This is a genomic window from Pseudomonas sp. VS40 (assembly GCF_018587885.1).
GTDB lineage: Bacteria > Pseudomonadota > Gammaproteobacteria > Pseudomonadales > Pseudomonadaceae > Aquipseudomonas > Aquipseudomonas pergaminensis.
This window is the reverse complement of the sequence record NZ_JAGYWD010000003.1, coordinates 129,065-153,642: the sequence shown is the minus strand read 5'-3', so window position 1 is coordinate 153,642 and position 24,578 is coordinate 129,065. Positions and strand designations below refer to the sequence as shown.

The 24,578-nt window shown below is 60.0% G+C and carries 19 protein-coding genes; 2 read left to right on the top strand and 17 right to left on the bottom strand.

From position 1 onward, the window contains the following. Positions 1-54 precede the first annotated feature (54 nt). Together KHP07_RS09840 and pbpC are read left to right on the top strand one after the other, a co-directional pair. Positions 55-5,859, top strand: coding sequence for an MG2 domain-containing protein (locus tag KHP07_RS09840; RefSeq protein WP_214497125.1), 5,805 nt, complete (start codon positions 55-57; stop codon positions 5,857-5,859). Then, positions 5,840-8,140, top strand: coding sequence for a penicillin-binding protein 1C (gene pbpC / locus KHP07_RS09835; RefSeq protein ID WP_100491841.1), 2,301 nt, complete (start codon positions 5,840-5,842; stop codon positions 8,138-8,140). The genes KHP07_RS09840 and pbpC overlap by 20 nt, the downstream gene beginning before the upstream one ends. Here the strand turns inward: pbpC and KHP07_RS09830 are convergent. From KHP07_RS09830 to mnmG, 17 genes are all read right to left on the bottom strand, one after another. After that, entirely contained in the window at positions 8,137-8,514 is a 378-nt protein-coding gene (locus KHP07_RS09830) for an avidin-fold protein (RefSeq protein ID WP_214497124.1), read from the bottom strand. The two genes, pbpC and KHP07_RS09830, sit on opposite strands and share 4 nt — an antisense overlap. A gap of 60 nt (positions 8,515-8,574) precedes the next feature. Beyond that, positions 8,575-10,407, bottom strand: a complete 1,833-nt coding sequence (gene glmS / locus KHP07_RS09825; RefSeq protein WP_034110478.1) for a glutamine--fructose-6-phosphate transaminase (isomerizing) — start codon at positions 10,405-10,407, stop codon at positions 8,575-8,577. A gap of 10 nt (positions 10,408-10,417) precedes the next feature. Next, the gene (locus tag KHP07_RS09820; RefSeq protein WP_214497123.1) at positions 10,418-11,185 is read right to left on the bottom strand and encodes a DeoR/GlpR family DNA-binding transcription regulator; all 768 of its coding nucleotides are present in this window, start codon (positions 11,183-11,185) and stop codon (positions 10,418-10,420) included. A gap of 229 nt (positions 11,186-11,414) precedes the next feature. Then, positions 11,415-12,782 (bottom strand): bifunctional UDP-N-acetylglucosamine diphosphorylase/glucosamine-1-phosphate N-acetyltransferase GlmU, encoded by a 1,368-nt coding sequence (glmU, locus tag KHP07_RS09815; RefSeq protein ID WP_214497122.1) that lies wholly within the window; start codon positions 12,780-12,782, stop codon positions 11,415-11,417. Between the two features lie 123 nt (positions 12,783-12,905). Further along, positions 12,906-13,322 (bottom strand): F0F1 ATP synthase subunit epsilon, encoded by a 417-nt coding sequence (locus KHP07_RS09810; RefSeq protein ID WP_015886644.1) that lies wholly within the window; start codon positions 13,320-13,322, stop codon positions 12,906-12,908. Between the two features lie 44 nt (positions 13,323-13,366). After that, positions 13,367-14,743, bottom strand: a complete 1,377-nt coding sequence (gene atpD / locus KHP07_RS09805; protein WP_015886645.1) for a F0F1 ATP synthase subunit beta — start codon at positions 14,741-14,743, stop codon at positions 13,367-13,369. 27 nt (positions 14,744-14,770) lie between these two features. Then, entirely contained in the window at positions 14,771-15,631 is an 861-nt protein-coding gene (gene atpG, locus KHP07_RS09800; protein WP_010565870.1) for a F0F1 ATP synthase subunit gamma, read from the bottom strand. A 50-nt stretch (positions 15,632-15,681) separates the two neighbouring features. Continuing rightward, positions 15,682-17,226: a F0F1 ATP synthase subunit alpha gene (gene atpA / locus KHP07_RS09795; protein WP_003177064.1), complete on the bottom strand. Its 1,545-nt coding sequence runs from the start codon at positions 17,224-17,226 to the stop codon at positions 15,682-15,684. Between the two features lie 21 nt (positions 17,227-17,247). Next, positions 17,248-17,784, bottom strand: coding sequence for a F0F1 ATP synthase subunit delta (locus tag KHP07_RS09790; protein WP_003233569.1), 537 nt, complete (start codon positions 17,782-17,784; stop codon positions 17,248-17,250). Between the two features lie 12 nt (positions 17,785-17,796). Further along, positions 17,797-18,267, bottom strand: coding sequence for a F0F1 ATP synthase subunit B (locus KHP07_RS09785; RefSeq protein WP_015886647.1), 471 nt, complete (start codon positions 18,265-18,267; stop codon positions 17,797-17,799). A 58-nt stretch (positions 18,268-18,325) separates the two neighbouring features. Continuing rightward, positions 18,326-18,583, bottom strand: coding sequence for a F0F1 ATP synthase subunit C (gene atpE, locus KHP07_RS09780; RefSeq protein ID WP_002555987.1), 258 nt, complete (start codon positions 18,581-18,583; stop codon positions 18,326-18,328). A 133-nt stretch (positions 18,584-18,716) separates the two neighbouring features. After that, complete coding sequence (atpB, locus tag KHP07_RS09775; RefSeq protein ID WP_025854397.1) at positions 18,717-19,586, bottom strand: F0F1 ATP synthase subunit A; 870 nt, start codon at positions 19,584-19,586, stop codon at positions 18,717-18,719. Between the two features lie 16 nt (positions 19,587-19,602). Beyond that, positions 19,603-20,010, bottom strand: a complete 408-nt coding sequence (locus KHP07_RS09770) for a F0F1 ATP synthase subunit I (RefSeq protein WP_010565865.1) — start codon at positions 20,008-20,010, stop codon at positions 19,603-19,605. 148 nt (positions 20,011-20,158) lie between these two features. Then, positions 20,159-21,031, bottom strand: coding sequence for a ParB/RepB/Spo0J family partition protein (locus KHP07_RS09765; RefSeq protein ID WP_078050833.1), 873 nt, complete (start codon positions 21,029-21,031; stop codon positions 20,159-20,161). 9 nt (positions 21,032-21,040) lie between these two features. Further along, a complete protein-coding gene (locus tag KHP07_RS09760) occupies positions 21,041-21,838 on the bottom strand; it encodes a ParA family protein (protein WP_010207696.1) in 798 nt (265 codons plus the stop codon). 18 nt (positions 21,839-21,856) lie between these two features. Continuing rightward, a complete protein-coding gene (rsmG, locus tag KHP07_RS09755; RefSeq protein ID WP_078050834.1) occupies positions 21,857-22,501 on the bottom strand; it encodes a 16S rRNA (guanine(527)-N(7))-methyltransferase RsmG in 645 nt (214 codons plus the stop codon). Beyond that, positions 22,498-24,390 (bottom strand): tRNA uridine-5-carboxymethylaminomethyl(34) synthesis enzyme MnmG, encoded by a 1,893-nt coding sequence (mnmG, locus tag KHP07_RS09750; RefSeq protein WP_078051012.1) that lies wholly within the window; start codon positions 24,388-24,390, stop codon positions 22,498-22,500. Before mnmG ends, rsmG begins: the two co-directional genes overlap by 4 nt. Positions 24,391-24,578 lie beyond the last annotated feature (188 nt).

Below are 24,578 nucleotides of genomic sequence, written 5' to 3'. Positions count from 1 at the left end.
TTTTGTATCAAAGACGCGTGTAAGATACGCCGCACTTAGCCAGGGATGCTCACCATGTTCGATTCGTTCAAAGCGATCAGCCGCCGTATTGTCGGTGCGATATTGACTGTGGTGGGGGCCATCTTTGGCCAATGGCATCCACCGGTCTGGCTGCGCGCCACCGGCCGTGGGCTGGCGAACCTGGGCAGCAAAGCCCGCGCTTACCCACGTCAAACCGGTGCCGGCGTATTAGGGCTGGTCCTGTTGGCCGCTGCCGGTTTCTACGGCTGGCACTGGTATTCGAACCTGCCAAAGCCGCATACCGCGAGCTATTCGCTGCACAAGCCGAACCTCACCGACTACACCCAGCAAACGCCGGTTGTGGATAACTTGCAGGTGCGTTTCGGCGAGTCCGTGGCCCCACTGGCGGCCATCGGCAAACCGGTTACCGAGGGCATCAGCCTCAAACCTGCAGTCGCGGGCACCTGGCGCTGGGCGGATGACCGCAGCCTGTTGTTCGTACCGGAAAAAGACTGGCCCATCGACGCCCACTACACCGTCGAACTGGCAAAGAAAAACCTACTGGCCGACGGCGTGCTGCTGGACCAATACAGCACGCAGTTTTCCACTCAACCGTTCCGCGCCACCCTGGCACAAAACGAGCTGTACCAAGACCCGTCCAACCCGACGCTGAAACAGCTGGTGGCAACCTTCCGTTTTTCCCACCCGGTGGATGAAGACACCCTGCGCAAGCGCGTCACGGTCACCCTGGGCAAAGGCCTGGCCTACCGCGACGCCCAGTTGCCCAACCGCCCGGAAATCACCTTCGACGAGAAGAAACTCAACGCCTACGTACGCTCCGCCGCCCTGGCGACCCCGTTGGAAAGCACGCCGGTCAGCGCCAAGCTCGACGAAGGCATCAAGGCCCGCGACGGCGGCAACGCCAGCACCGCGCCGCTGGTGGCGGAAGTCACCGTGCCCGGTCGCTATCGCCTGACCTTCACCGGGGCCGAAGTGAGCTTTGTCGACAACGAACGTGGCGAGCCGGAGCCCGTGCTGATGTTCAGCAGCTCCAGCGCCGTGGCCGACGAAACCATCGCCGGCAAGGTCCAGGCCTGGCTGTTGCCGGAAAAAGCCCAGGACGAAACGCGTCCCTACAGCAGCAACGACATCGATGACGCCCTGCTCGCCCGCAGCACCAAGGTCAACCTGACCCACGTGCCCAGCGTCGAACCGCTTAATACCTTGCACGCCTTCAAATTCAAGGCCCCTGCCGGTCGCGCGGTGTATGTACGCGTGCCCGCCAACCTGGAAGCCATCGGCGGCTATCTGGCGAAGAATCCTACAGCGTCGCTGATCAGCATGCCGGCGTACCCGCGCACCTTGCAGTTCCTGTCCGACGGCGCCTTGCTCAGCCTCAACGGCGAAAAACGCCTGGGCTTCATGGCCCGTGGTGTACCTGGCGCCCATGTGGAAATCGCGCGCTTGCTGCCCAACCAGTTGCAACACTTGGTGGACCAGAGCAGCGGCAGCTTTGCCCGGCCGAATTTCGGCAATGAGTATTTCGATCGCATGGTCGAGCGTCAGGCGTTGGATATCCCGCTGTCATCCAATGACCCGGCAAAAACCGTCTATGACAATGTCGACCTGAGCCACTACCTAACCGCCAATGGCGGCCGGCGCGGCATTTTCGTGCTCAAGCTCAGCCCCCAGGATGACCCGGCCCCGCGCACGTTCGAGTACGACCGCAGCAGCACGAGCGACCTGCGCTTCATCGTGGTGACGGACCTGGGCATCATTGCCAAGCGCTCCAGCGATGGCAGCCACGATGTGTACGTGCAGTCCATTGGCAACGGTTCGCCAGTCTCCGACGCGCAAGTCGACATCATCGGCCGCAACGGTTTGCCGGTGAGCAGCGGCCACACGGATGCCGAAGGCCATGCGCATTTCGCCAAGCTCGATGAACTGCGCCGTGAGAAAACGCCGCTGATGTATGTGGTTACTCGCGGCAATGACCAGTCGTTCCTGCCGATCGCCCGCCAGTCCCAGCAGTTGGATCTGTCGCGTTTCGACGTAGGCGGCCTGGAAGAAGACGGTGCGATTGATCGCCTCAGCGCCTACCTGTTTACCGACCGTGGCCTGTACCGGCCGGGCGAAACCGCGCACCTGGGCATGATTGTGCGCAGCGGTAACTGGAAAGGCGCGTTGCAAGGCCTGCCGGTGGAGCTGCAGATCACCGACCCGCGTGGCCTGGAAGTGATTCGCCAGCCATTGAAGCTGTCCGCCAGTGGCTTTGAAACCTTTGATTTCCCCAGCAGCGAAGTCGCCCCTGCCGGTGAGTACACCGCAACCTTGCAGTTGATCGGCCAGAAACAGACCCGCACCGACCTGGGCAGTGTGAACTTCAAGGTCCGCGATTTCGAGCCGGACCGCATGAAGGTCAGCCTGAGCCTGCATGACACCCCTGTGCAGGGCTGGATTCCACCGGACCAAGTGGTGGCCAAGGTCACCGCCATGCACCTGTTCGGCGCTCCGGCAGCCGGCCGTCGGGTCACCGCGAAGATGTCCCTGAGCCCGACACTCGCGGCGTTTGACCGCTACCCGGATTACCGTTTCCGCCTCAACGACTCCCTGGAAGACGCCACGACCGAAGACTTGGCCGAAACCACCGTCGACGACAACGGCCAGGCCGTGCTCGACCTCAACCTGCAACGCTTCGCCAACAGCACCTATCGCCTGCAGGTAATGACGCAGGTGTTCGAAGCCGAAGGCGGCCGCAATGTGGCGGCGCAAAGTGCCTTGCTGGTGTCGTCCGCGCCTTATCTGGTCGGTGTGAAAAGTCAGGATTCGCTGTCGTACGTCGCCAAGGATGCCCCGCGCCAGGTGCAATGGCTGGCCGTCGCGCCGGACCTTACGCCGATGGCGGTGGATGGCCTGACCAGCGAAGTGGTCGAGCACCGCTATGTGTCGGTGCTGGTGAAACAGTCCAACGGCACCTACAAGTATGAGTCGCGCATCAAGAACATCAGCCAACCGGCCTCACCGCTGGTGATGACCAAGGAAGGCGCCAAGCAGACCTTGAACACCGGCACGCCGGGTGACTTCACCCTGCAACTCAAGGACGCCAACGGCAACCTGCTCAACCAGATCGACTACAGCGTGGCCGGGCGTGGCAACACATCGCGCTCCCTGGAACGCAATGCCGAGTTGCAACTGCGCCTGGATAAACGCAGCTACGCCACTGGCGATGAGATCGCCATCAGCATTCGTGCGCCGTATACCGGTGCCGGCTTGATCACCATCGAACGCGACAAGGTCTACACCCAGCAGTGGTTCAAGGCCGACAGCACCAACAGTGTGCAGCACATCCGTGTGCCGGCAGGGCTTGAGGGCAATGCCTACGTGAACGTGCAGTTTGTGCGCGACATGGGCTCGGCCGAGGTGTACATGAGCCCGCTGTCCTACGGCGTGGTGCCGTTCAGCATCAACCTGGATGCGCGGCGCATGGCCTTGAAGGTTGAAGGCCCGGCGAAGATCGAGCCGGGGCAGCCGCTGGATATCAAGGTCAACGCTGATCGCCCGGGCCGCGCGGTGGTCTACGCGGTCGATGAAGGCATCCTGCAAGTGGCGCGCTACCAGACGCCGGACCCGCTGGGTTTCTTCTTCCAGAAGCGTGCGCTGGAGGTTGGCACCAGCCAGATCCTTGACCTGATCCTGCCGGAATTCAGCCGCCTGCTCAGTGGGGCGGCGCCCGGTGGCGATACGGAAGGCGCCCTGGCCAATCACCTCAACCCGTTCAAGCGTAAACACCAGCCGCCGGTGGCCTGGTGGTCCGGGCTGGTGGACTTGCCGGCCGGCGAAACCGTGCTGCATTACCAAGTGCCGGACAGCTTCAACGGCAAGCTGCACCTGTTCGCGGTGGCGGTGGACAGCGACAGTGTCGGCGTCAGCGAAGCCACGACCGACGTGCGCGGGCCGATCGTGATCACGCCAAACGTGCCGGCCTTTGTCGCGCCAGGAGATGTGTTCAACGTCAGCGCCGGGGTGTTCAGCAATCTCGACGCGGCGGCGGACGTGAAGTTTGAAGTGCAGACCAGCGCAGGCCTGGTTGTGCAGGGCGACAAGGGCAGCACCTTGTCCCTGCAGCCGCGCAAGGAAGGCACGGCCGAGTTCAAGATCAAGGTTGGTGACACCCTCGGCTCGGCGGACCTGCGATTTGTCGCGGTACTGCCGGACGGCAAGCGTATCCAGGTGGCGGAAACCACCTCGATCCGGCCGTTGAGCGAGCACCGCGTGGCCCTCAGCCTGGGCCGTTTCGACAGCGCCAGCAAGGAGCTCAAACCCACCCGCGAGCTGTTCAGCCAACTGCGCGACGTACAGCTGGGCGTGGCCGCGTCGCCGCTGGTGTGGGCCAACGGCCTCAAGCATTACTTGGACGACTACGGCTACGCCTGCACCGAGCAATTGGTGTCCAAGGCCATGCCGGCGCTGATCTGGGGCGGCAACGCACCTGAAGCCGAACAGGCCTTCGTCAGTGCGGTGCGCATGCTGCGCCAGCGCCAGAACCAGGCCGGCGGCTTTGGTTTGTGGGCAGCCAACCCGGACGTGGCACCGTATGCCAGCCTGTACGCCACCGACTTCTTGATCGAAGCCAAGGAGCGCGGCTTACCGGTGCCGGAAGACCTGTTGGTGCGCTCGAATGCGTATCTGACGGATCTGGCCAATGGCCCTAGCGAAGGCCTGTCGGAATTGCGCAACCGGGCCTACGCCAGTTACCTGCTGAGCCGTCAGGGGATTCTAGTGAGCGGTGCGTTGAGCGATATCCGCGAGCGCTACGAAAGCTACTTCAAGGACACCTGGCAGAATGACCTGGGCGCCGCTTACCTGGCGGCCAGCTACAAGCTGCTCAAGCAGGATCGCCAGGCTGACACACTGTTCCGCAAAGTACCCTGGCGTTCGCTTGTGGATAAGTGGGACAGCGACGGTTTGTACTACGACCCGCTGGTGCACGACGCCGAACACCTGCACCTGCTGGCACGCCACTTCCCCGAGTTGATGGACGATGTGCCCACGGCGCTGCTGGACAAACTCGGCAAGCGCCTCAACGAGCAGCGTTACAACTCGCTGTCGGCGGCCCTGTTGCTGCGCGCCCTGGATAACTATGGCCAGCGTGCGCAAAGCGACATGACCCTTAAGGCCACCGCCTGGCTGGGCGACAAGCAGCAGCAATTGCTGGAGATGGCCGGCCAGCCGCCGCGCGCCGCCGTGCCGGGCAACACGCAAAAGCTGGTGATGGAAAAATCCGACGGCCCGGCCGCGTTCTACATGCTCAGCGAAGCCGGTTTCGACAAGGGCGCCAAGCTCAAGCCGATCAATAACGGCTTGGAAATCATCCACGAATACCTCGACCTCAAGGGCGAGCCCGTGAGCAAGGTTGCGGTGGGTGATGAGTTCCTGGTGCGCCTGCGCCTGCGCGCTACCGACCGCGATCAGGTGCAGCAAGTGGCCGTGGTCGACCTGCTGCCCGGTGGCGTCGAGCCTGTGTATAACCTGCCGCCGGAGCCGGAAGCCGCCAGCAGCGAGGACAGTGAGGGTGAAGAGTCCGAGTACGTCGAGGGAGACAGCCAGGAAGAACAAAGCTGGCAAGCGCCTATCGGTGAAACCGAACTGAGCAACTGGCAGCCGGAGTATGTGGACGTGCGTGATGATCGGGTGGTGTTGTACGGCACCGCACTGCGGGATGTCGGCACATTCGTGTACCGCGTGCGCGCCACCAACGCCGGTACCTTCAACACGCCACCGGCCTACGCCGAAGGCATGTACGAAACCACCCTGCAAGGGCGCGGCAAAGTAGGCCAGCTTGAAATCACCAAGCCTTAAGCGCCTGGCACCGCCGCTGCTCGTAGCGGCGGTAGTGCTGGTGGGCCTGCGGCTTTGGCCTCACGCCCCGCTGGAACAGGCCGTGACCTCATCGCGGGTGGTACTGGCCGACGACGGTTCGCTGCTGCGGATGACATTGGCGGATGACGGGCAATACCGCCTGTGGCTACCGCTGGAGCGGATCTCTCCTTCGCTGGTCCAGGCCTTGTTGCTCAAGGAAGACCGCAATTTCTATTGGCACCCGGGGATCAATCCCCCGGCATTGCTGCGCGCAGCCATGGCCACCTACAGCGGTGGCCAGCGCCAGGGCGGCTCGACCTTGAGCATGCAACTGGCGCGGCGCCTGTGGGACCTGAACACTCGCCAGGTGCCGGGCAAGTTGCAGCAGATGGCGTTGGCGCTGTGGCTGGAGGCGCGCTACAGCAAGCACGACATCCTGGAGGCCTACCTGAACCTGGCGCCCATGGGCGGAAATATCGAAGGGGCCGAGGCGGCGAGCCGTATCTACTTCGGCAAGTCGGCGGCGCAGCTGTCGTTGTCTGAGGCACTGGCGCTGGCAGTGATTCCCCAGCAGCCAGGCCGGCGCGCACGCTTCGGACCGTCGCTGCAAAACGCCCGCCTGCGCTTGATGAACGACTGGCGTGAGACTTATCCACAAGACCCGCGTAACGACAGTTTGCTGGAGTTGCCCCTTGAGGCCCGCAACCGCCAGCAGATCCCGTTCCTGGCGCCGCACGTGAGTGAACAGTTGCTGGCCTCCCAGGCCGGAAATGAGTTGAACAGCACCCTCAACCTGCCGTTGCAACAATTGCTCGAACGCCTGATCACCGGCTTTATCGCCGAACGGCGCAGTACAGGTGTGGAAAACGCCACGGCGATCCTGATCGACAGCCGCGACCAGAGTGTCAAAGCGCTGGTGGGTTCGGCGGACTACTTATCCACAAGCCTGCACGGCCAGGTCAATGGCGTGCTGTCGCGACGCTCACCAGGGTCGACGCTCAAGCCCTTCTTGTATGGGCTGGCGCTGGACCAAGGGGTCATCCACCCCATGAGCATCCTCAAGGACTTGCCGAGTAACTTCGGCTACTTCCAGCCGGAAAATTTCGACGGCAGTTTTGTCGGCCCGCTGACCGCGCGGGACGCCCTGATCCGTAGTCGCAACATCCCGGCGGTGTGGCTGGCCAGCCAGGTCAAGTCGCCGTCCCTGTACGGGCTGTTGCAGCGCGCCGGGATCAAAGGCCTGCGCGACGAAAGCCATTACGGCCTGGCCTTGGCCCTGGGGGGCGGGGAGATGACCCCGGAAGAGTTGGCGCGGCTGTATGTGATGTTGGCCGGTGATGGGCACCTTCGCCCGTTGCGCTATTTGCAGGAACAGCCCCAGACCACGGGGGCCCAACTGCTGACGCCCCAGGCAGCGTTCATGGTGCGCGACATGCTGCGCCGTAACCCACGCCCGGATGGCCTGCCCGGCCGTCACTGGCGCACCGCCTGGAAAACCGGCACCTCCTGGGGCTTTCACGATGCCTGGAGTGCAGGACTGGTCGGCCCCTACGTGCTGGTGGTGTGGGTGGGCAACTTCGATGGTCGTCCAAACCCAGCCTTCATCGGAGCCAAGACCGCCGCGCCGTTGTTCTTCCGCATCGCCGACGCCCTGCCTTTGGCCTTGCCCAACGTGGTGATCAAAGCCGACAAACCGCCCGCCGGATTAGTGCGCATTGATGTCTGCGCCGCGTCCGGCGAGTTGCCCAACCGCTGGTGCCCGCAAACCCGCAAGACCTGGTACATCCCCGGCGTATCGCCGATTCGCGTGTCGAACCTGCACCGCCCGGTGCTGATCGACACCCGCACCGGCAAGGCCGCCTGCCCGCCGTTTGACGCGCAATACACCCGCGAAGAAGTCTTCGAATTCTGGCCGAGCGACGTGCAACGCCTGTACCGCGCCGCCGGGCTGCCGCGACGTACCCCGCCAAACGTGATGAAAAACTGCCAGCCCAACCGCCTCAGCGACCAGAGCGAAGCCCCGCAGATCCGCTCGCCGCTGACCCAGGTGAGCTATCAACTGCGCCTGTCCCAGCCCCAGGAAAGCATCCCGTTGAATGCCAACGCCGCCAGCGATGCAACCACGCTGTACTGGTTTGCCGATCAAACCTTGATCGGCCAAGGGCCACCGCAAACCACGTTGAATTGGCGGCCGGGCAAGTCGGGGGAGTATCGGCTGCGGGTCAGTGATGATCAGGGGCGCAGTACGAGCCGGGGGTTGCGGGTGGAGTTTGTGCCTTAGGAGTGGTTGTCGCACGCAGCAAGCTCAACGTAGCTTGACTCCCCGCCTCCCGTCGCCCCCGACAACCAACCCCATACAAAGCTGAGCGTGGTAAGGCCGGCAGCATCCAACCCGACCGTGCCACGCGACCAACCGGACAGCAGCTCACCTTCCAAGGTCAGGCACTGAAAAAGCAGTTCGATAGTGTCCGGGCCTGTCACTCGTCCCACTTGCGTGCCCAGGCGAATGCGCCCGCCCTGGTAAGTGCCGGAGATGGCATCACCCTCGACAAGGTAATGAAACACCGTGCCCGAGCCGGAAAGCCCTTGGGCGTTGTTGGCGACGGTGAAGCGACGGTTGTTCAAGCGCTGGTGAATGTGGGACGAAGTTTGCATCGAGCGCGCGTCCTTTCGCGGGAGCCTGGAGGCCCGGGCGGGCCTCCAGGGGATGGCGGGTTACTCCACCGTCACCGACTTCGCCAGGTTGCGCGGCTGGTCTACGTCGGTGCCTTTGAGCACGGCCACGTAGTACGACAGCAGTTGCAGCGGGATGGTGTAGAGGATCGGCGACAGGGTGTCGTTGATGTGCGGCATGTTGATGACATGAGTGCCTTCACCGTTGGTCATGCCGGCTTTTTCATCAGCGAACACCACCAGTTGACCGCCACGGGCGCGGACTTCCTGCAGGTTGGACTTGAGCTTCTCCAGCAGTTCGTTGTTCGGCGCCACGGTCACCACCGGCATGTCGTCATCCACCAGGGCCAATGGGCCGTGTTTGAGTTCGCCGGCCGGGTAGGCTTCGGCGTGGATGTACGAGATTTCCTTGAGCTTGAGCGAGCCTTCCATCGCCACCGGGTATTGCGCGCCACGGCCGAGGAACAGGGTGTGGTTCTTGTCGGCGAACAGCTCGGCGACTTTTTCCACGGTGCTGTCCATCGCCAGGGCTTCACCGAGGCGGGCTGGCAGGCGGCGCAGTTCTTCGACCAGGGTGGCTTCGACGCCTTCGGCGAGGGTGCCGCGAACCTGGCCCAGGGACAGGGTCAGCAACAGCAGGCCAACCAACTGGGTGGTGAAGGCTTTGGTGGACGCCACGCCGATTTCACGACCGGCCTGGGTCAGCAGGGTCAGGTCGGATTCACGCACCAGGGAGCTGATGCTGACGTTGCAGATCGCAAGGCTGGCCAGGAAGCCCAGCTCCTTGGCATTGCGCAGGGCGGCCAGGGTGTCGGCGGTTTCGCCGGACTGGGAGATGGTCACGAACAGGGTATCGGGCTGCACCACCACCTTGCGGTAGCGGAACTCACTGGCGACTTCCACCTGGCACGGGATACCGGCCAGTTCTTCCAGCCAGTAACGGGCAACCATGCCTGCGTGGTAGCTGGTGCCGCAGGCCACGATCTGCACATTGCGCACTTTGGCAAACAGTTCGGCGGCTTGTGGGCCGAAGGCATTGACCAGCACCTGGTTCTGGCTCAGGCGACCTTCGAGGGTGCGTTGCACCACTGCGGGTTGCTCGTGGATTTCCTTCAGCATGAAGTGGCGGTACTCGCCCTTGTCGGCCGCTTCAGCGCCGTCGCGGTATTGCACGGCTTCGCGCTCGACGGATTGACCGTTTACGTCCCAGATCTGCACGCTTTCACGGCGGATGTCGGCGATATCGCCTTCTTCCAGGTACATGAAGCGGTCGGTGACTTGGCGCAGGGCCAATTGGTCGGACGCGAGGAAGTTTTCGCCCAAGCCCAGGCCGATCACCAGCGGGCTACCACTGCGCGCGGCAACCACGCGGTCGGGTTGGCTGGCGCTGACCACGGCCAGGCCATAGGCGCCGTGCAGTTCCTTGACCGTGGCCTTGAGGGCGACCGTCAAATCGCCAAGGTCCTTGAGCTTGTGGTTGAGCAGGTGGGCGATGACTTCGGTGTCGGTGTCCGAAGTGAACACGTAACCCAGGCCCTTGAGCTGTTCACGCAGCACTTCGTGGTTTTCGATAATGCCGTTGTGGACCACGGCCAGGTCACCGGAGAAGTGCGGATGGGCATTGCGTTCGCACGGTGCACCGTGAGTAGCCCAGCGGGTGTGGGCAATGCCCAAGCGGCCTACCAATGGCTCGCCAAGCAAGGCTTGCTCCAGCTCGCTGACCTTACCCGGGCGGCGCATGCGCTCAAGCTTGCCGGCATTGGTGAAGACGGCCACACCGGCGCTGTCATAGCCGCGGTATTCCAGGCGCTTGAGGCCTTCGAGCAGGATGGGGGTGATGTTGCGTTCAGCGACTGCGCCTACGATGCCACACATGGTGTTTCTCCTAGATGATTGCCGCGCATATCAGCGTAATGCCGCGGGCTTGGATCTGGTCGCGGGCCTCAAGCGGCAGGCGATCATCGGTGATAAGGGTATGGACGCTGCTCCACGGCAGTTCCAGGTTGGGAATCTTGCGGCCGATCTTGTCGGATTCGACCATCACCACCACTTCACGGGCGACCTCGGCCATGACGCGGCTCAGGCCCAGCAATTCGTTGAAGGTGGTGGTGCCGCGTTCCAAGTCGATGCCGTCGGCACCGATGAACAGTTGATCGAAGTCGTAAGAACGCAACACCTGCTCGGCAACCTGGCCCTGGAACGAGTCCGAATGCGGATCCCAGGTGCCGCCGGTCATCAACAGCACGGGCTCATGTTCCAGTTCGCTCAAGGCGCGGGCCACGTGCAGGGAGTTGGTCATCACCACCAGGCCGGGCTGATGGCCCAGCTCCGGGATCATCGCGGCGGTGGTGCTGCCACTGTCGATGATGATGCGGGCGTGTTCGCGCAGGCGAATGACCGCAGCACGCGCGATGGCACGCTTGTAGGCCGACACCGGTTGAGTGGCATCGCCCACCAATTCCTGGGGCATGGTGATTGCGCCACCGTAGCGGCGCAGCAGCAGGCCGTTGCTTTCCAGCGCAGCCAAGTCCTTGCGGATGGTAACTTCCGACGTTTCGAAACGTTTAGCCAACTCGTCCACGCTGACTTCGCCCTGTTCGTTGAGCAAAGTCAGGATGTTGTGGCGCCGCTGGGGGGTATTTCGTTTCGACATGGTGATGATAAGTTTCGTTTCGAAAGATAACGAAGGCAATCAAAACCTATTGGTGAAACGTCGTCAAGTGGGGCGTACAAAATTTTTAGATCAACACAAAACCAATGTGGGAGCGGGCTTGCTCGCGAATGCGGAGTGTCAGTCACTGGAGATGTTGACTGAACCACCGCATTCGCGAGCAAGCCCGCTCCCACATTGGATATTTATCGCTGATCAGATTGTGGATAACTCAGGTCTTTTTGATTTTGACCGGGCGTTTCCAACCGTCGATGTTGCGTTGGCGGGCGCGGGCGACAGCCAGTTGGGACTTATCCACATCCTGGTTGATGGTTGAGCCCGCTGCCGTATTCGAGCCATCACCGATGGTGACAGGCGCAATCAGTGAGTTGTTGGAGCCGATGAATACATCCTCCCCAATAGTCGTCTGATACTTGTTAGCACCGTCGTAGTTGCACGTGATGGCGCCTGCACCGATGTTGCTGCGTGCACCGATCACTGCATCACCGAGGTAGGCCAGGTGACCAGCCTTCGCATCGTCACCCATTTTCGCGTTTTTCAGCTCGACGAAATTGCCGACGTGCGCCCTGGCCCCCATCACTGTGCCGGGACGTAACCGCGCAAACGGCCCAGCATCGCTGCCCTCGCCCATCACGGCACCGTCGATATGGCTGTTGGCCTTGATTACCACGCCCTTGCGTAGGGTACTGTCCTTGATTACGCAGTTAGGGCCAATCACCACGTCGTCTTCGATGACCACACGGCCTTCGAGAATCACGTTGATGTCGATCAGCACGTCGCGGCCGACGGTCACTTCACCGCGCACATCGAAACGCGCCGGGTCGCGCAGGGTCACACCCTGGGCCATCAGGCGACGGCCTTCGCGCAACTGATAGTGACGCTCCAGTTCGGCCAACTGTTTGCGATCGTTGGCGCCCTGCACTTCCATCGGGTCGTGGGGTTGTTCAGTGGCAACCAGCAGGCCATCACTCACGGCCATTTCGATGACGTCGGTGAGGTAGTACTCGCCCTGGGCGTTGTTGTTGGACAGACGGCTCATCCAGTCAGCGAGCTTATTGGCGGGCACTGCGAGAATACCGGTGTTGCCTTCAGTGATGGCACGCTGGGCTTCGCTGGCATCCTTGTGCTCAACGATGGCGGCGACCTTGCCGTCGGCATTGCGTACGATACGCCCGTAGCCGGTGGGGTCGTCCAGCTCAACGGTCAGCAGGCCCATCTGGCCAGGCACAACGTGCTTGAGCAGGCGTTGCAGGGTTTCCACTTCGATCAACGGTACGTCGCCATACAGGATCAGCACGGTGTCGGCCGTAATGAAGGGGACGGCCTGCGCGGTGGCGTGGCCAGTACCCAGTTGCTTGTCTTGAAGGACGAAATTCAAGTCGTCTGCGGCGAGGCGTTCACGCACTGCATCGGCACCGTGACCGATCACCACGTGAATGCGCTGGGGGTCGAGCTGTCGGGCGCTGTGGATAACATGACCCAGCATGGAATTGCCCGCAACCGGGTGCAGCACCTTGGGCAGGGCCGAACGCATGCGGGTGCCCTGGCCTGCGGCGAGAATGACGATTTCAAGAGACATGAATGGCTACCAATCCTGGGCGGTCCTGCTTCAGACCTGAGAAGTGTTTTGCAAAAAAAGAAAAAGGGTAGCCGAGGCTACCCTTTTTAATCAATCGCGCATGAAGCATGACGGCATGGCCGCTTACTTCTTGCGGATCTGCTGGAGCGTGCGCAGCTGAGCTGCAGCCTCGGCCAGACGTACAGCAGCAGCGCTGTAGTCGAAGTCCGCGCCCTTTTCGTTCAGGGCCTTCTCGGCAGCCTTGACGGCTTCCTGAGCGGAGGCTTCATCCAGGTCGCCAGCACGTTGCACGGTGTCGGCAAGTACCTTGACCATGTTCGGCTGAACCTCGAGGAAACCACCAGAGATGTAAAACACCTCTTTTTCCCCGCCTTGCTTGGTCAGCGTGATAGGACCTGGCTTCAAGCTGGTGATCAACGGCGCGTGGCCCATGGCAATACCCAGGTCACCCAGGTCGCCGTGTGCAATCACCATTTCTACCAGACCGGAGAAGATTTCCCCTTCCGCGCTGACGATATCGCAATGGACTGTCATAGCCATCTGATTGCCTCAACCTGATGAGCGCCCGTTGCCGGGCGCTTGGATTACAGTTTCTTGGCTTTCTCGATCGCTTCTTCGATGCCGCCGACCATGTAGAACGCTTGTTCTGGCAGGTGGTCGTAGTCACCGTTGAGGATGCCTTTGAAGCCAGCAATGGTGTCTTTCAGGGAAACGTATTTACCCGATGCACCGGTGAAGACTTCAGCCACGAAGAACGGCTGCGACAAGAAGCGCTGGATCTTACGAGCGCGGGATACCAACTGCTTGTCGGTTTCCGACAGCTCGTCCATACCCAGGATCGCAATGATGTCCTTCAGTTCTTTGTAACGCTGCAGCACGTACTGAACGCCGCGAGCGGTGTCGTAGTGCTCCTGGCCGATCACGTTCGGGTCCAGCTGGCGCGAAGTCGAGTCGAGTGGATCGACCGCTGGGTAGATACCCAGGGAAGCGATGTCACGGGACAGTACGACGGTGGCGTCCAAGTGGGCGAAGGTGGTCGCTGGCGACGGGTCGGTCAAGTCATCCGCAGGTACGTATACCGCTTGGATCGAAGTGATCGAACCTTCCTTGGTCGAAGTGATACGTTCTTGCAGAACGCCCATCTCTTCAGCCAGGGTCGGCTGGTAACCTACTGCCGAAGGCATACGGCCCAGCAGTGCGGATACTTCGGTACCGGCCAGGGTGTAACGGTAGATGTTGTCGACGAACAGCAGAACGTCGTTACCTTCGTCACGGAACTTCTCGGCCATGGTCAGGCCAGTCAGTGCTACGCGCAGACGGTTTCCCGGCGGCTCGTTCATCTGACCGTAAACCAGTGCCACTTTGTCCAGAACGTTGGAGTCCTTCATCTCGTGGTAGAAGTCGTTACCCTCACGAGTACGCTCACCCACACCGGCGAACACGGAATAACCGCTGTGCTCGATGGCGATGTTACGGATCAGTTCCATCATGTTTACGGTCTTGCCTACACCGGCACCACCGAACAGACCGACTTTACCGCCTTTGGCGAACGGGCATACCAGGTCGATAACCTTGATGCCGGTTTCCAGCAGATCGTTGCCGCCCGCCTGTTCGGCGAACGAAGGTGCTGGACGGTGAATGCCCCAGCGCTCTTCGGTGTCGATCGGGCCAGCTTCGTCAATCGGGTTGCCCAGTACGTCCATGATCCGGCCCAGGGTCGCTTTACCGACCGGTACGGAGATGGCAGCGCCAGTGTCGACAACGTCCAGACCGCGCTTCAAGCCTTCGGTGGAACCCATCGCAATGGTACGAACTACGCCGTCGCCCAGCTGCTGCTGAACTTCCAGAGTAGTTTCCGCGCCTTGTACTTTCAGCGCGTTGTAGATGCTCGGTACGCTGTCGCGTGGAAATTCCACGTCGATAACGGCGCCGATGATTTGAACGATACGTCCGCTACTCATAGCTGGATCCTCTGAATATTTGAACCGTTAAACCGCGGCAGCGCCGCCGACGATTTCCGAGATCTCTTGGGTGATCGCAGCCTGACGCGCCTTGTTGTAGATCAGCTGCAAATCGCTGATCAGATCACCGGCGTTATCGGTAGCGTTTTTCATCGCGATCATCCGCGCCGCTTGTTCAGCTGCGTTGTTCTCGACCACCGCCTGGTACACCTGCGACTCCACGTAGCGCACCATCAAGCCGTCAAGCAGCTCTTTGGCGTCTGGTTCGTAGAGGTAGTCCCAGTGGTGCTTGAGTTCCTGATCCGGAGTCGCCACCAGTGGAATCAACTGCTCCACGGTTGGCTGCTGGGTCATGGTGTTGATGAACTTGTTGGATACCACGGACAGGCGGTCAATCCGGCCTTCCAGGTACGCATCCAGCATCACCTTCACACTGCCGATCAAATCATTGATCGACGGCTCTTCACCCAGGTGGCTGATAGCTGCAACGACGTTACCGCCGAAGTTGCGGAAAAAGGCCGCACCCTTGCTACCAACAACACACAGATCGATCTCGACGCCGTTTTCGCGGTTTACCGCCATGTCCTTGACCAGGGCCTTGAACAGGTTGGTATTCAAACCACCGCACAAACCACGGTCACTGCTCACAACCACATAACCCACACGCTTTACTTCGCGGTCGATCATGAACGGGTGGCGGTATTCCGGGTTGGCGTTGGCCAGATGCCCAATTACCTGGCGGATACGCTCCGCATAAGGACGGCTAGCAGCCATGCGCATTTGTGCCTTGCGCATTTTGCTGACCGCCACTTTTTCCATGGCGCTGGTAATTTTTTGCGTGCTTTTGATGCTCGCAATCTTACTGCGAATCTCTTTTGCGCCTGCCATGTAACACCTATCAGGTTAGCAAGCGGGAGCCTTGCGGCTCCCGCTGCGGCTTACCAGGTTTGGGTGGCCTTGAACTTCTCGATACCGGCTTTCATGCCAGCGTCGATATCGTCATTGAAGTCACCCTTCACGTTGATCTTCGCCATCAATTCGGCGTGATCGCGGTTGAAGTAAGCAATCAGCGCTTGTTCAAAGCTGCCGACCTTGGCGATTTCAACGTCGGTCAGGAACCCACGCTCAGCGGCATACAGCGACAACGCCATGTCAGCGATCGACATTGGGGCGTATTGCTTCTGCTTCATCAGCTCGGTAACGCGCTGACCATGCTCAAGTTGCTTACGGGTCGCTTCGTCCAGGTCAGAAGCGAACTGGGCGAATGCCGCCAGTTCACGGTACTGAGCCAGAGCGGTACGGATACCACCGGAGAGCTTCTTGATGATCTTGGTCTGAGCGGCACCACCCACACGGGATACCGAAACACCGGCGTTCACTGCAGGGCGGATGCCCGAGTTGAACATGGCCGATTCCAGGAAGATCTGACCGTCAGTGATGGAAATCACGTTGGTCGGAACGAACGCGGAAACGTCGCCAGCCTGGGTTTCGATGATCGGCAGTGCGGTCAGGGAACCGGTTTTGCCGGTCACTGCGCCGTTGGTGAACTTCTCTACGTATTCTTCGGAAACGCGGGATGCGCGCTCCAGCAGACGGGAGTGGAGATAGAACACGTCGCCTGGGTAAGCTTCACGGCCTGGTGGACGGCGCAGCAGCAGGGAAATCTGGCGGTAAGCCACTGCTTGCTTGGACAGATCGTCATAAACGATCAGCGCGTCTTCACCGCGGTCGCGGAAGAATTCACCCATGGTGCAACCGGAGTACGGTGCCAGGAATTGCAGCGCAGGAGATTCCGAAGCACTGGCAGCCACGATGATCGTGTTGGCCAGGGCGCCGTTTTCTTCCAGCTTGCGAACCACGTTGGCGATGGTCGATTGCTTCTGACCGATCGCTACGTAGACGCAGAAAATGCCGCTGTTCTTCTGGTTGATGATCGCGTCGATCGCCAGAGCGGTTTTACCGATCTGACGGTCACCGATGATCAGCTCACGCTGGCCACGGCCGACTGGGATCATGGCATCGACAGCCTTGTAGCCAGTCTGTACAGGCTGGTCTACCGACTTACGCCAGATCACGCCTGGAGCAACTTTCTCGACCGCGTCGGTCTCGGTGTTGCCCAGTGGACCTTTACCGTCAACAGGGTTACCCAGTGCGTCGACTACGCGACCCAGCAGTTCCTTACCAACCGGAACTTCCAGGATGCGGCCTGTGCACTTGGCGCTCATGCCTTCAGCCAGACTGGTGTACGCGCCCAATACAACGGCACCTACGGAGTCTTGCTCCAGGTTGAGGGCCATACCGTAGACGCCGCCCGGAAACTCGATCATCTCGCCGTACATGACGTCGGCCAGACCGTGAATCCGCACGATGCCGTCAGATACGCTGACGACAGTGCCTTCGTTACGGGCTTGGGAGGTCACATCGAGCTTGTCGATGCGGCCCTTGATAATTTCACTTATTTCGGAAGGATTGAGTTGCTGCATTGCTCTGCTGCCCCTTCAAACTCAAGATTTCAATGCTTCGGCAAGGCTCGCGAGTTTGCCGCGAACCGAGCCATCGATAACCAGGTCGCCGGCGCGAATGACAATGCCCCCAATGAGGGATCTGTCTTCCGCAACTTGCAGGCGCACTTCCCGGTCGAGTCGTGCACTGAGAACCTTGGCGAGTTTGTCTTGCTGTTCTTGGTTCAATGCAAAAGCACTGGTGACTTCAACGTCTACCGATTTCTCTTGCTCGGCCTTGTACAGGTCGAACAGAGCGGCAATCTCCGGCAAAAGCGGGAGACGGTCGTTTTCGGCAACGACATTGATGAAGTTCTGCACTTTCACATCAAACTTGTCGCCGCACACTTCAATAAAAGTGGCGGCCTTGTCTGCGCTCGTCAGGCGCGGGGCCTTGAGCACGCGCTGCATGGTGTCGTCTTGCGACACTGCTGCAGCCAGGCCGAGCATGGCTGACCAAGAGGCCAGCTGCTGGTGGGCCTGGGCGTGCTCGAAGGCTGCCTTAGCGTAAGGTCGGGCCAACGTGGTCAGTTCTGCCATGATCGCCCTCGCTTAAATTTCAGCAGCCAGTTTGTTAACCAGCTCCGCGTGCGCGTTTTGATCGATTGTGGCACCGAGGATCTTCTCAGCACCGCCGACCGCCAGAGCACCCAGTTGGGCACGCAGCGCGTCTTTGACGCCGTTCAGTTCCTGTTCGATCTCGGCATGAGCCGAAGCCTTCACACGGTCAGCTTCGACGCGGGCTTTTTCAACAGCCTCTTCGACGATCTGGTTACCGCGTTTCTTGGCTTGCTCAATGATCTCAGCTGCCTGTGCTTTAGCATCGCGCAGTTGATGACCCACTTTCTCTTGGGCCAACTCCAGGTCGCGAGCTGCACGGCTGGCAGCGTCCAAGCCATCAGCGATCTTCTTCTGACGTTCGTGCAAAGCCGCGATGACCGGAGGCCACACGAACTTCATGCAAAACACTACAAAAATGAAGAACGCAACGGATTGGCCAATCAGGGTTGCATTAATGTTCACGCCAACACCTCGCTCATTCGTTGTCCATCACTCCAATCAACTCGAAAAATTCGAGTGATTAGCCAGCGAGTTGACCAACGAAGGGGTTCGCGAAGGTGAAGAACAGAGCGATACCAACGCCGATCATGGTCACGGCGTCGAGCAGGCCGGCGACGATGAACATTTTAACTTGCAGCATTGGAACCATTTCTGGCTGACGCGCAGCGCCTTCCAGGAATTTGCCGCCCAGCAGGCCGAAACCAATGGCAGTACCCAGGGCGCCCAGGCCGATCAACAGTGCAACAGCGATAGCGGTTAGACCAACTACAGTTTCCATCTTTCCTCCCGACTTTTACGTCGTATGGTTTAGGTTTTTTAGATTTTAAAGCGGTAAAACAAATCGTTTCATAGCCCTGGTGGGCCACCTTCCCGTTTCACCGGGAAGGACATCAGACTAGTCGAGACTGGCCTTAATGGTTCTCTTCGTGCGCCATCGACAGGTAGACGATGGTCAGCATCATGAAGATGAAGGCCTGCAGGGTGATGATCAGGATGTGGAACACCGCCCACGCCCACTGCAGAACCACGCCCAGGCCGCTAAGCCAGAGCAGACCGCTGCCGAACATCACAGCGATCAGAATGAACACCAGCTCGCCGGCATACATGTTGCCGAACAGTCGCAGGGCCAGGGAGATCGGCTTGGCGACCAGGGTCACGAACTCCAGCAGGAAGTTCACCGGGATCAGCAGTGCTTGAACGAAGATGTTCTTGCTGCCGAACGGGTGCAGGGTCAGTTCGCCGATGAAGCCGCCGATGCCCTTGACCTTGATGCTGTAGAAAATGATCAACGCAAACACCGACAGGGCCATGCCCAGGGTGGCGTTAGGGTCTGTGGTCGATACGGCACGGAATGGAATGTGCGCATCGCCGGTGATCAGGATGGCCAGCTGAGGAATCCAGTCGACCGGGATCAGGTCGACGGCGTTCATCAGGAACACCCAGACGAAGATGGTCAGTGCCAGCGGTGCAATCACCGGGCTACGGCCATGGAAGCTGTCTTTCACGCTGCCATCGACGAATTCGACCAGTACTTCAACGAAGTTCTGCAAGGCACCTGGCTGACCGGACGTTGCCTTCTTTGCCGCCATGCGGAAAATCAGGACGAAGATCAGACCCAATGCGACCGACCAGCCCAGAGTATCCAGGTGGAAAGCCCAGAAGCCCATTTCTTTGGCTTCTGCTGCGGAGTGGGCAAAGCCCCAGCCGCCATTAGGAAGCTGACCGAAGGTCAGGTTCTGCAAGTGGTGCTGGATATAGCCCGAAGCGGTTGTTTCTGCCATGGTTGCCTCAAACGCCCTAAGGTTTCGAAAGTCTTGTTTTCATTAGCAGGGGAGCGAACCAGCTGACCAGTTGGGTCAACACGAAGACGCCGAATACAGCCAGCGGCGCCAATGGCTTCACACCTGCAAAGGTCAGTGCAAACAGCACTGCCGTCAAAATCAGTTTCCCCGCCTCGCCGGCATAAAAGGACCGGACGATAGCCTGGGCTGCTCGGGCGCCGGAAAACCGAAAGGCCCTGTGAGCAAAATACATATTGGGCAGCAAGGCTATCAGGCCTCCGCAGAGTCCTGAATATCCGGCTACGACTCCATGCCAATACCAAAGCGCCAACGCGGCGATCAGCAGAATGACAAATTGAGCCAATAAAACCGGGAAAACGGCCAAGCGATGGAACGGCAACGTGTTTGGCGTGCGGGTTTCCATCACTCTTGCTCCTCAATGGTCGGCTGCCGGAAATCAATAACTTGGCATAATTTGTGCCGACAAAATGCGCGCAGAGTATAGGGGCGGTTCTGCCCCTATTCAACTGCCGGGTAGTGATTTCCGATCACGCGCTACATAAGCAAATGTTTCAGCGGATGTGGGCAAGGACGCCCTGAAGCTCATCGAGAGAGTTATATCCGATGACTAATTGCCCTTTGCCTTTCTTACCGTGGCGAATTTGCACCGCAGAGCCCAGGCGCTCGGCCAAGCGCTGCTCGAGACGTGCGATATCCGGATCAGGTTTGGCCGCTTCGACCGGTGCGGGTTTACCGCTCAGCCACTGACGAACCAGGGCCTCGGTCTGACGAACGGTGAGCCCCCGTGCGACAACGTGTCGCGCCCCTTCAACCTGTTGATTTTCCGGCAAACCGAGCAATGCACGGGCGTGGCCCATCTCCAGGTCGCCATGGGACAACATGGTCTTGATGACTTCCGGCAGCGCGATCAGGCGCAGCAGGTTGGACACGGTCACGCGGGATTTACCCACTGCCTCGGCCACTTGTTGCTGGGTCAGCTGGAATTCCTGCTGCAAACGCTGCAGGGCGATGGCCTCTTCGATCGGGTTGAGGTCTTCGCGCTGGATGTTCTCGATCAGCGCCATGGCGATGGCGGTTTCATCCGGCACATCACGCACCATCGCGGGGATGGTTTCCTTGCCGGCCTGCTGGCTCGCGCGCCAGCGGCGTTCACCGGCGATGATCTCAAAGCGGCCGCCACCGATCGGGCGCACGACGATCGGCTGCATGACGCCCTGGGCCTTGATCGAGTTGGCCAGTTCTTCCAGCGCCTGGGGGTCCATGTCCCGGCGTGGCTGGTATTTACCGCGCTGGATCAGGTCCAGCGGCAGGTGTTGCAGCTCGCGCTCGTCGGCCTGCACCGCTTGTTCTTCAAGCGATGTGACGGTCGGACCACTCAACAGTGCATCCAGACCACGTCCTAGACCTCGTTTCTTGACGGCCATGGGGATTCCTTAAGTTGGCTGGGCTGCAGCGGTGCGTGAGTTGCGGCGCTGGCGACGAACCATCTCGCCAGCCAGCGCCAGGTAGGCGATGGCACCACGGGATTGTTTGTCGTACGCCAGGGCCGGCATGCCGTAGCTCGGGGCTTCGGCCAAGCGGATGTTGCGCGGGATCACCGTGTCATACAGCTGATCGCCGAAGTGTTCCTTGAGCTGCGCCGACACATCGTTCATCAGGCTCAGGCGCGGATCGAACATGGTGCGCAACAAACCTTCAATTTGCAGGTTAGGGTTGAGCAACTCGGCGATGCGCTTGATGTTATCCACAAGGTCGCTCAAACCTTCCAGCGCGTAGTACTCGCACTGCATGGGGATAATGACCCCATCGGCAGCCACCAACGCGTTCAACGTCAGCATCGACAGTGACGGCGGGCAGTCGATCAGAATGTAATCGTAATTCTCGCGGATCGGCGCCAGGGCGCTGCGCAGACGACTTTCTTTCATCTGCATTTCCAGCAGCACCACTTCCGCCGCGGTCAAGTCGCGGTTGGCCGGCAAAAGTTGGTAACCGCCGTGCTCGGAGTAGTGCATGGCTTGGGCCAGGTCGCACTCGCCAATCAGCAAGTCGTAGACCGAGTTTTCCAGGCCGTGTTTATCCACACCGCTACCCATGGTGGCGTTGCCCTGTGGATCGAGGTCGATCAGCAGCACCCGACGCTTGGTAGCGACCAGGGAAGCTGCGAGGTTGATGCAGGTGGTGGTTTTGCCCACGCCACCTTTCTGGTTCGCTATCGCGAATACCTTAGCCATTCTTGCTTGTGTTCCCAATCATGCCGTGCGGCGCAGTATCAGCAGATGGCGTTGGCCTTGGCAACCGGGTACGGCCAAGGCGTGTTCGCTATCGAGGTGGAAGTCTGCCGGCAATGCTAACAGCTCATCGCTTGGATGGACGCCCTTCATTGCCAGCCAGCGGGTGTCGCGGTCGCCCAGGTGGCGGGTCCAGTTGCTGAAGTTCTCCATACTGCTGAACGCCCGGGACACAATTCCGTTGAAAGGCTGTTCAGGCGTGAAGGCTTCGACGCGACTGTGGATAACGTTCAGGTTGTCCAGCTTGAGTTCGAGTTTGACCTGGGTCAGAAAGCGGGTCTTCTTGCCGTTGCTGTCCAGGCACGTCACTTGCGACTCGGGAAACAGGATTGCCAGCGGAATGCCGGGCATGCCACCGCCACTGCCTACGTCGAGCCAGCGACCGTTTTCGATAAACGGCATGACGCTCAGGCTGTCGAGCAGATGGCGTGACACCATCTCGTCGGGATCGCGCACTGCAGTCAGGTTGTAAGCCTTGTTCCACTTGATCAACAGGGCCAGGTAGCCCAGTAGCAATTCGTGCTGGACAGGGGTCAGGTCGACACCCAACTGGCGTGCACCTGTGGATAACTCTTCGGCGTGTTGCGAGGTGACCAACGAACTCAAGCGCTTTGCTCCAACTGACGGCCCGCGCCGCGTTTTTTCAAATGGATCATCAACAGCGAAATCGCTGCAGGGGTAACACCGGGGATACGTGAAGCCTGGCCCAGGGTCTCTGGCCGAGTTATCCCCAGCTTGCTTTGAATTTCCTTCGACAGCCCGGAAATCCCGGAGTAGTCGATATCCACAGGCAGCTTGGTGTTTTCACTGGCGCGCAGGCGGGCGATCTCGTCCTGTTGGCGGTCAATGTAACCGGCGTATTTGGTCTTGATCTCGACCTGCTCGGCAACCTGTGGGTCTTCTGCACCCTGGCCTGTCACTTCGACCAGACCAGCGTAGTCGATTTCCGGACGGGACAGCAGGTTCAGCAAGTTGTATTCGTGGGTCAACGGTGTGCCGAATTTTTCGGCAATCGCGTCGCCTTGCTCGGTGCCCGGGCGGACCCAGGTGCTTTTCAGGCGCTGTTCTTCCAATGCAATGCTTTCGCGTTTTTTGCAGAAGGCGGCCCAACGGGCGTCATCGACCAGGCCCAGTTCGCGACCTTTCTCGGTCAGGCGCAGGTCAGCGTTGTCTTCACGCAGGATCAGGCGATATTCCGCCCGGGAAGTAAACATCCGGTACGGTTCCTGGGTCCCCAAGGTAATCAGGTCGTCGACCAATACACCGATGTACGCTTCATCGCGACGCGGGCACCAGCTGTCTTTGCCCTGTGCGCGCAATGCTGCGTTGGTACCGGCCAGCAAACCTTGGGCGCCAGCTTCTTCATAACCGGTGGTGCCGTTGATTTGCCCGGCGAAGAACAGGCCGCCGATCACTTTGGTTTCGAGGCTGTACTTCAGGTCACGCGGGTCGAAGTAGTCATACTCGATGGCGTAGCCCGGACGCACGATGTGCGCGTTTTCCATGCCGCGAATCGATTGCACGATCTGGATTTGCACGTCGAACGGCAGGGAAGTGGAAATCCCGTTTGGGTACAGCTCGTGAGTGGTCAAGCCTTCGGGCTCGATGAAGACCTGGTGGCTTTCTTTGTCGGCAAAGCGGTGGATCTTGTCTTCGATCGACGGGCAGTAACGCGGGCCGATGCCTTCGATCACCCCGGAATACATCGGCGAACGATCAAGGTTCGCGGCAATGATTTCGTGGGTGCGGGCATTGGTGTGGGTAATCCAGCAGCTCACCTGTTTCGGGTGCTGCTCCTTGGAGCCCATGAACGACATGACCGGGATAGGTGTATCGCCGGCTTGCTCGGTCATCACCGAAAAATCCACAGAACGCCCGTCGATACGCGGCGGGGTCCCGGTTTTGAGGCGGCCGACACGCAGCGGCAATTCACGCAGTCGTTTTGCCAGGGCAATCGACGGCGGATCACCGGCACGACCCCCGGAATAATTCTGCATACCGATGTGGATAAGTCCGCCAAGGAACGTACCGGTGGTCAACACCACGGATTCTGCGAAGAAACGCAGGCCCATTTGCGTGACAACACCGCGTACCTGGTCCTGCTCGACGATCAGGTCATCGGCGGCTTGTTGAAATATCCACAGGTTCGGCTGGTTTTCCAGGGTTTCGCGCACCGCAGCCTTGTACAGAATGCGGTCGGCTTGTGCCCGAGTGGCCCTTACGGCCGGGCCCTTGCGGCTGTTGAGCACGCGGAATTGGATACCACCTTTGTCGGTAGCCATGGCCATTACGCCGCCAAGGGCGTCGATTTCCTTGACCAGATGGCTTTTGCCGATCCCACCGATGGCAGGGTTGCAACTCATGGCGCCGAGGGTCTCCACGTTATGCGTCAACAACAGGGTTTTTACGCCCATGCGTGCTGACGCCAGTGCTGCCTCGGTACCGGCATGACCGCCGCCGATGACGATCACTTCAAAACGGGAAGGGAAATCCACCACGCACCTCGTGCCTGCTTATGTAGGTAATTAGGAATTGATTGATTGAGCTGGTTTTAGAGCTTTGGCGGCAAGTATAGGGACTTAGCCCTTCCTAAAGAACCCTTTGCACAAAATTTAACCAGCTGTGGATGAATCACAGACAATAGAAATTAAAAGAGAGAAATTTATTAAATCTTTGTTTTTAT

Bases quoted from the DNA above. Each gene is read 5' to 3' on its own strand.
- KHP07_RS09760 (WP_010207696.1), bottom strand. From the start codon at position 21,838: ATGGCTAAGGTATTCGCGATAGCGAACCAGAAAGGTGGCGTGGGCAAA.
- glmU (WP_214497122.1), bottom strand. From the start codon at position 12,782: ATGTCTCTTGAAATCGTCATTCTCGCCGCAGGCCAGGGCACCCGCATG.
- KHP07_RS09810 (WP_015886644.1), bottom strand. From the start codon at position 13,322: ATGGCTATGACAGTCCATTGCGATATCGTCAGCGCGGAAGGGGAAATC.
- atpB (WP_025854397.1), bottom strand. From the start codon at position 19,586: ATGGCAGAAACAACCGCTTCGGGCTATATCCAGCACCACTTGCAGAAC.
- atpE (WP_002555987.1), bottom strand. From the start codon at position 18,583: ATGGAAACTGTAGTTGGTCTAACCGCTATCGCTGTTGCACTGTTGATC.
- KHP07_RS09790 (WP_003233569.1), bottom strand. From the start codon at position 17,784: ATGGCAGAACTGACCACGTTGGCCCGACCTTACGCTAAGGCAGCCTTC.
- KHP07_RS09770 (WP_010565865.1), bottom strand. From the start codon at position 20,010: ATGGAAACCCGCACGCCAAACACGTTGCCGTTCCATCGCTTGGCCGTT.
- glmS (WP_034110478.1), bottom strand. From the start codon at position 10,407: ATGTGTGGCATCGTAGGCGCAGTCGCTGAACGCAACATCACCCCCATC.
- KHP07_RS09765 (WP_078050833.1), bottom strand. From the start codon at position 21,031: ATGGCCGTCAAGAAACGAGGTCTAGGACGTGGTCTGGATGCACTGTTG.
- atpA (WP_003177064.1), bottom strand. From the start codon at position 17,226: ATGCAGCAACTCAATCCTTCCGAAATAAGTGAAATTATCAAGGGCCGC.
- KHP07_RS09840 (WP_214497125.1), top strand. From the start codon at position 55: ATGTTCGATTCGTTCAAAGCGATCAGCCGCCGTATTGTCGGTGCGATA.
- KHP07_RS09830 (WP_214497124.1), bottom strand. From the start codon at position 8,514: ATGCAAACTTCGTCCCACATTCACCAGCGCTTGAACAACCGTCGCTTC.
- atpD (WP_015886645.1), bottom strand. From the start codon at position 14,743: ATGAGTAGCGGACGTATCGTTCAAATCATCGGCGCCGTTATCGACGTG.
- atpG (WP_010565870.1), bottom strand. From the start codon at position 15,631: ATGGCAGGCGCAAAAGAGATTCGCAGTAAGATTGCGAGCATCAAAAGC.
- KHP07_RS09820 (WP_214497123.1), bottom strand. From the start codon at position 11,185: ATGTCGAAACGAAATACCCCCCAGCGGCGCCACAACATCCTGACTTTG.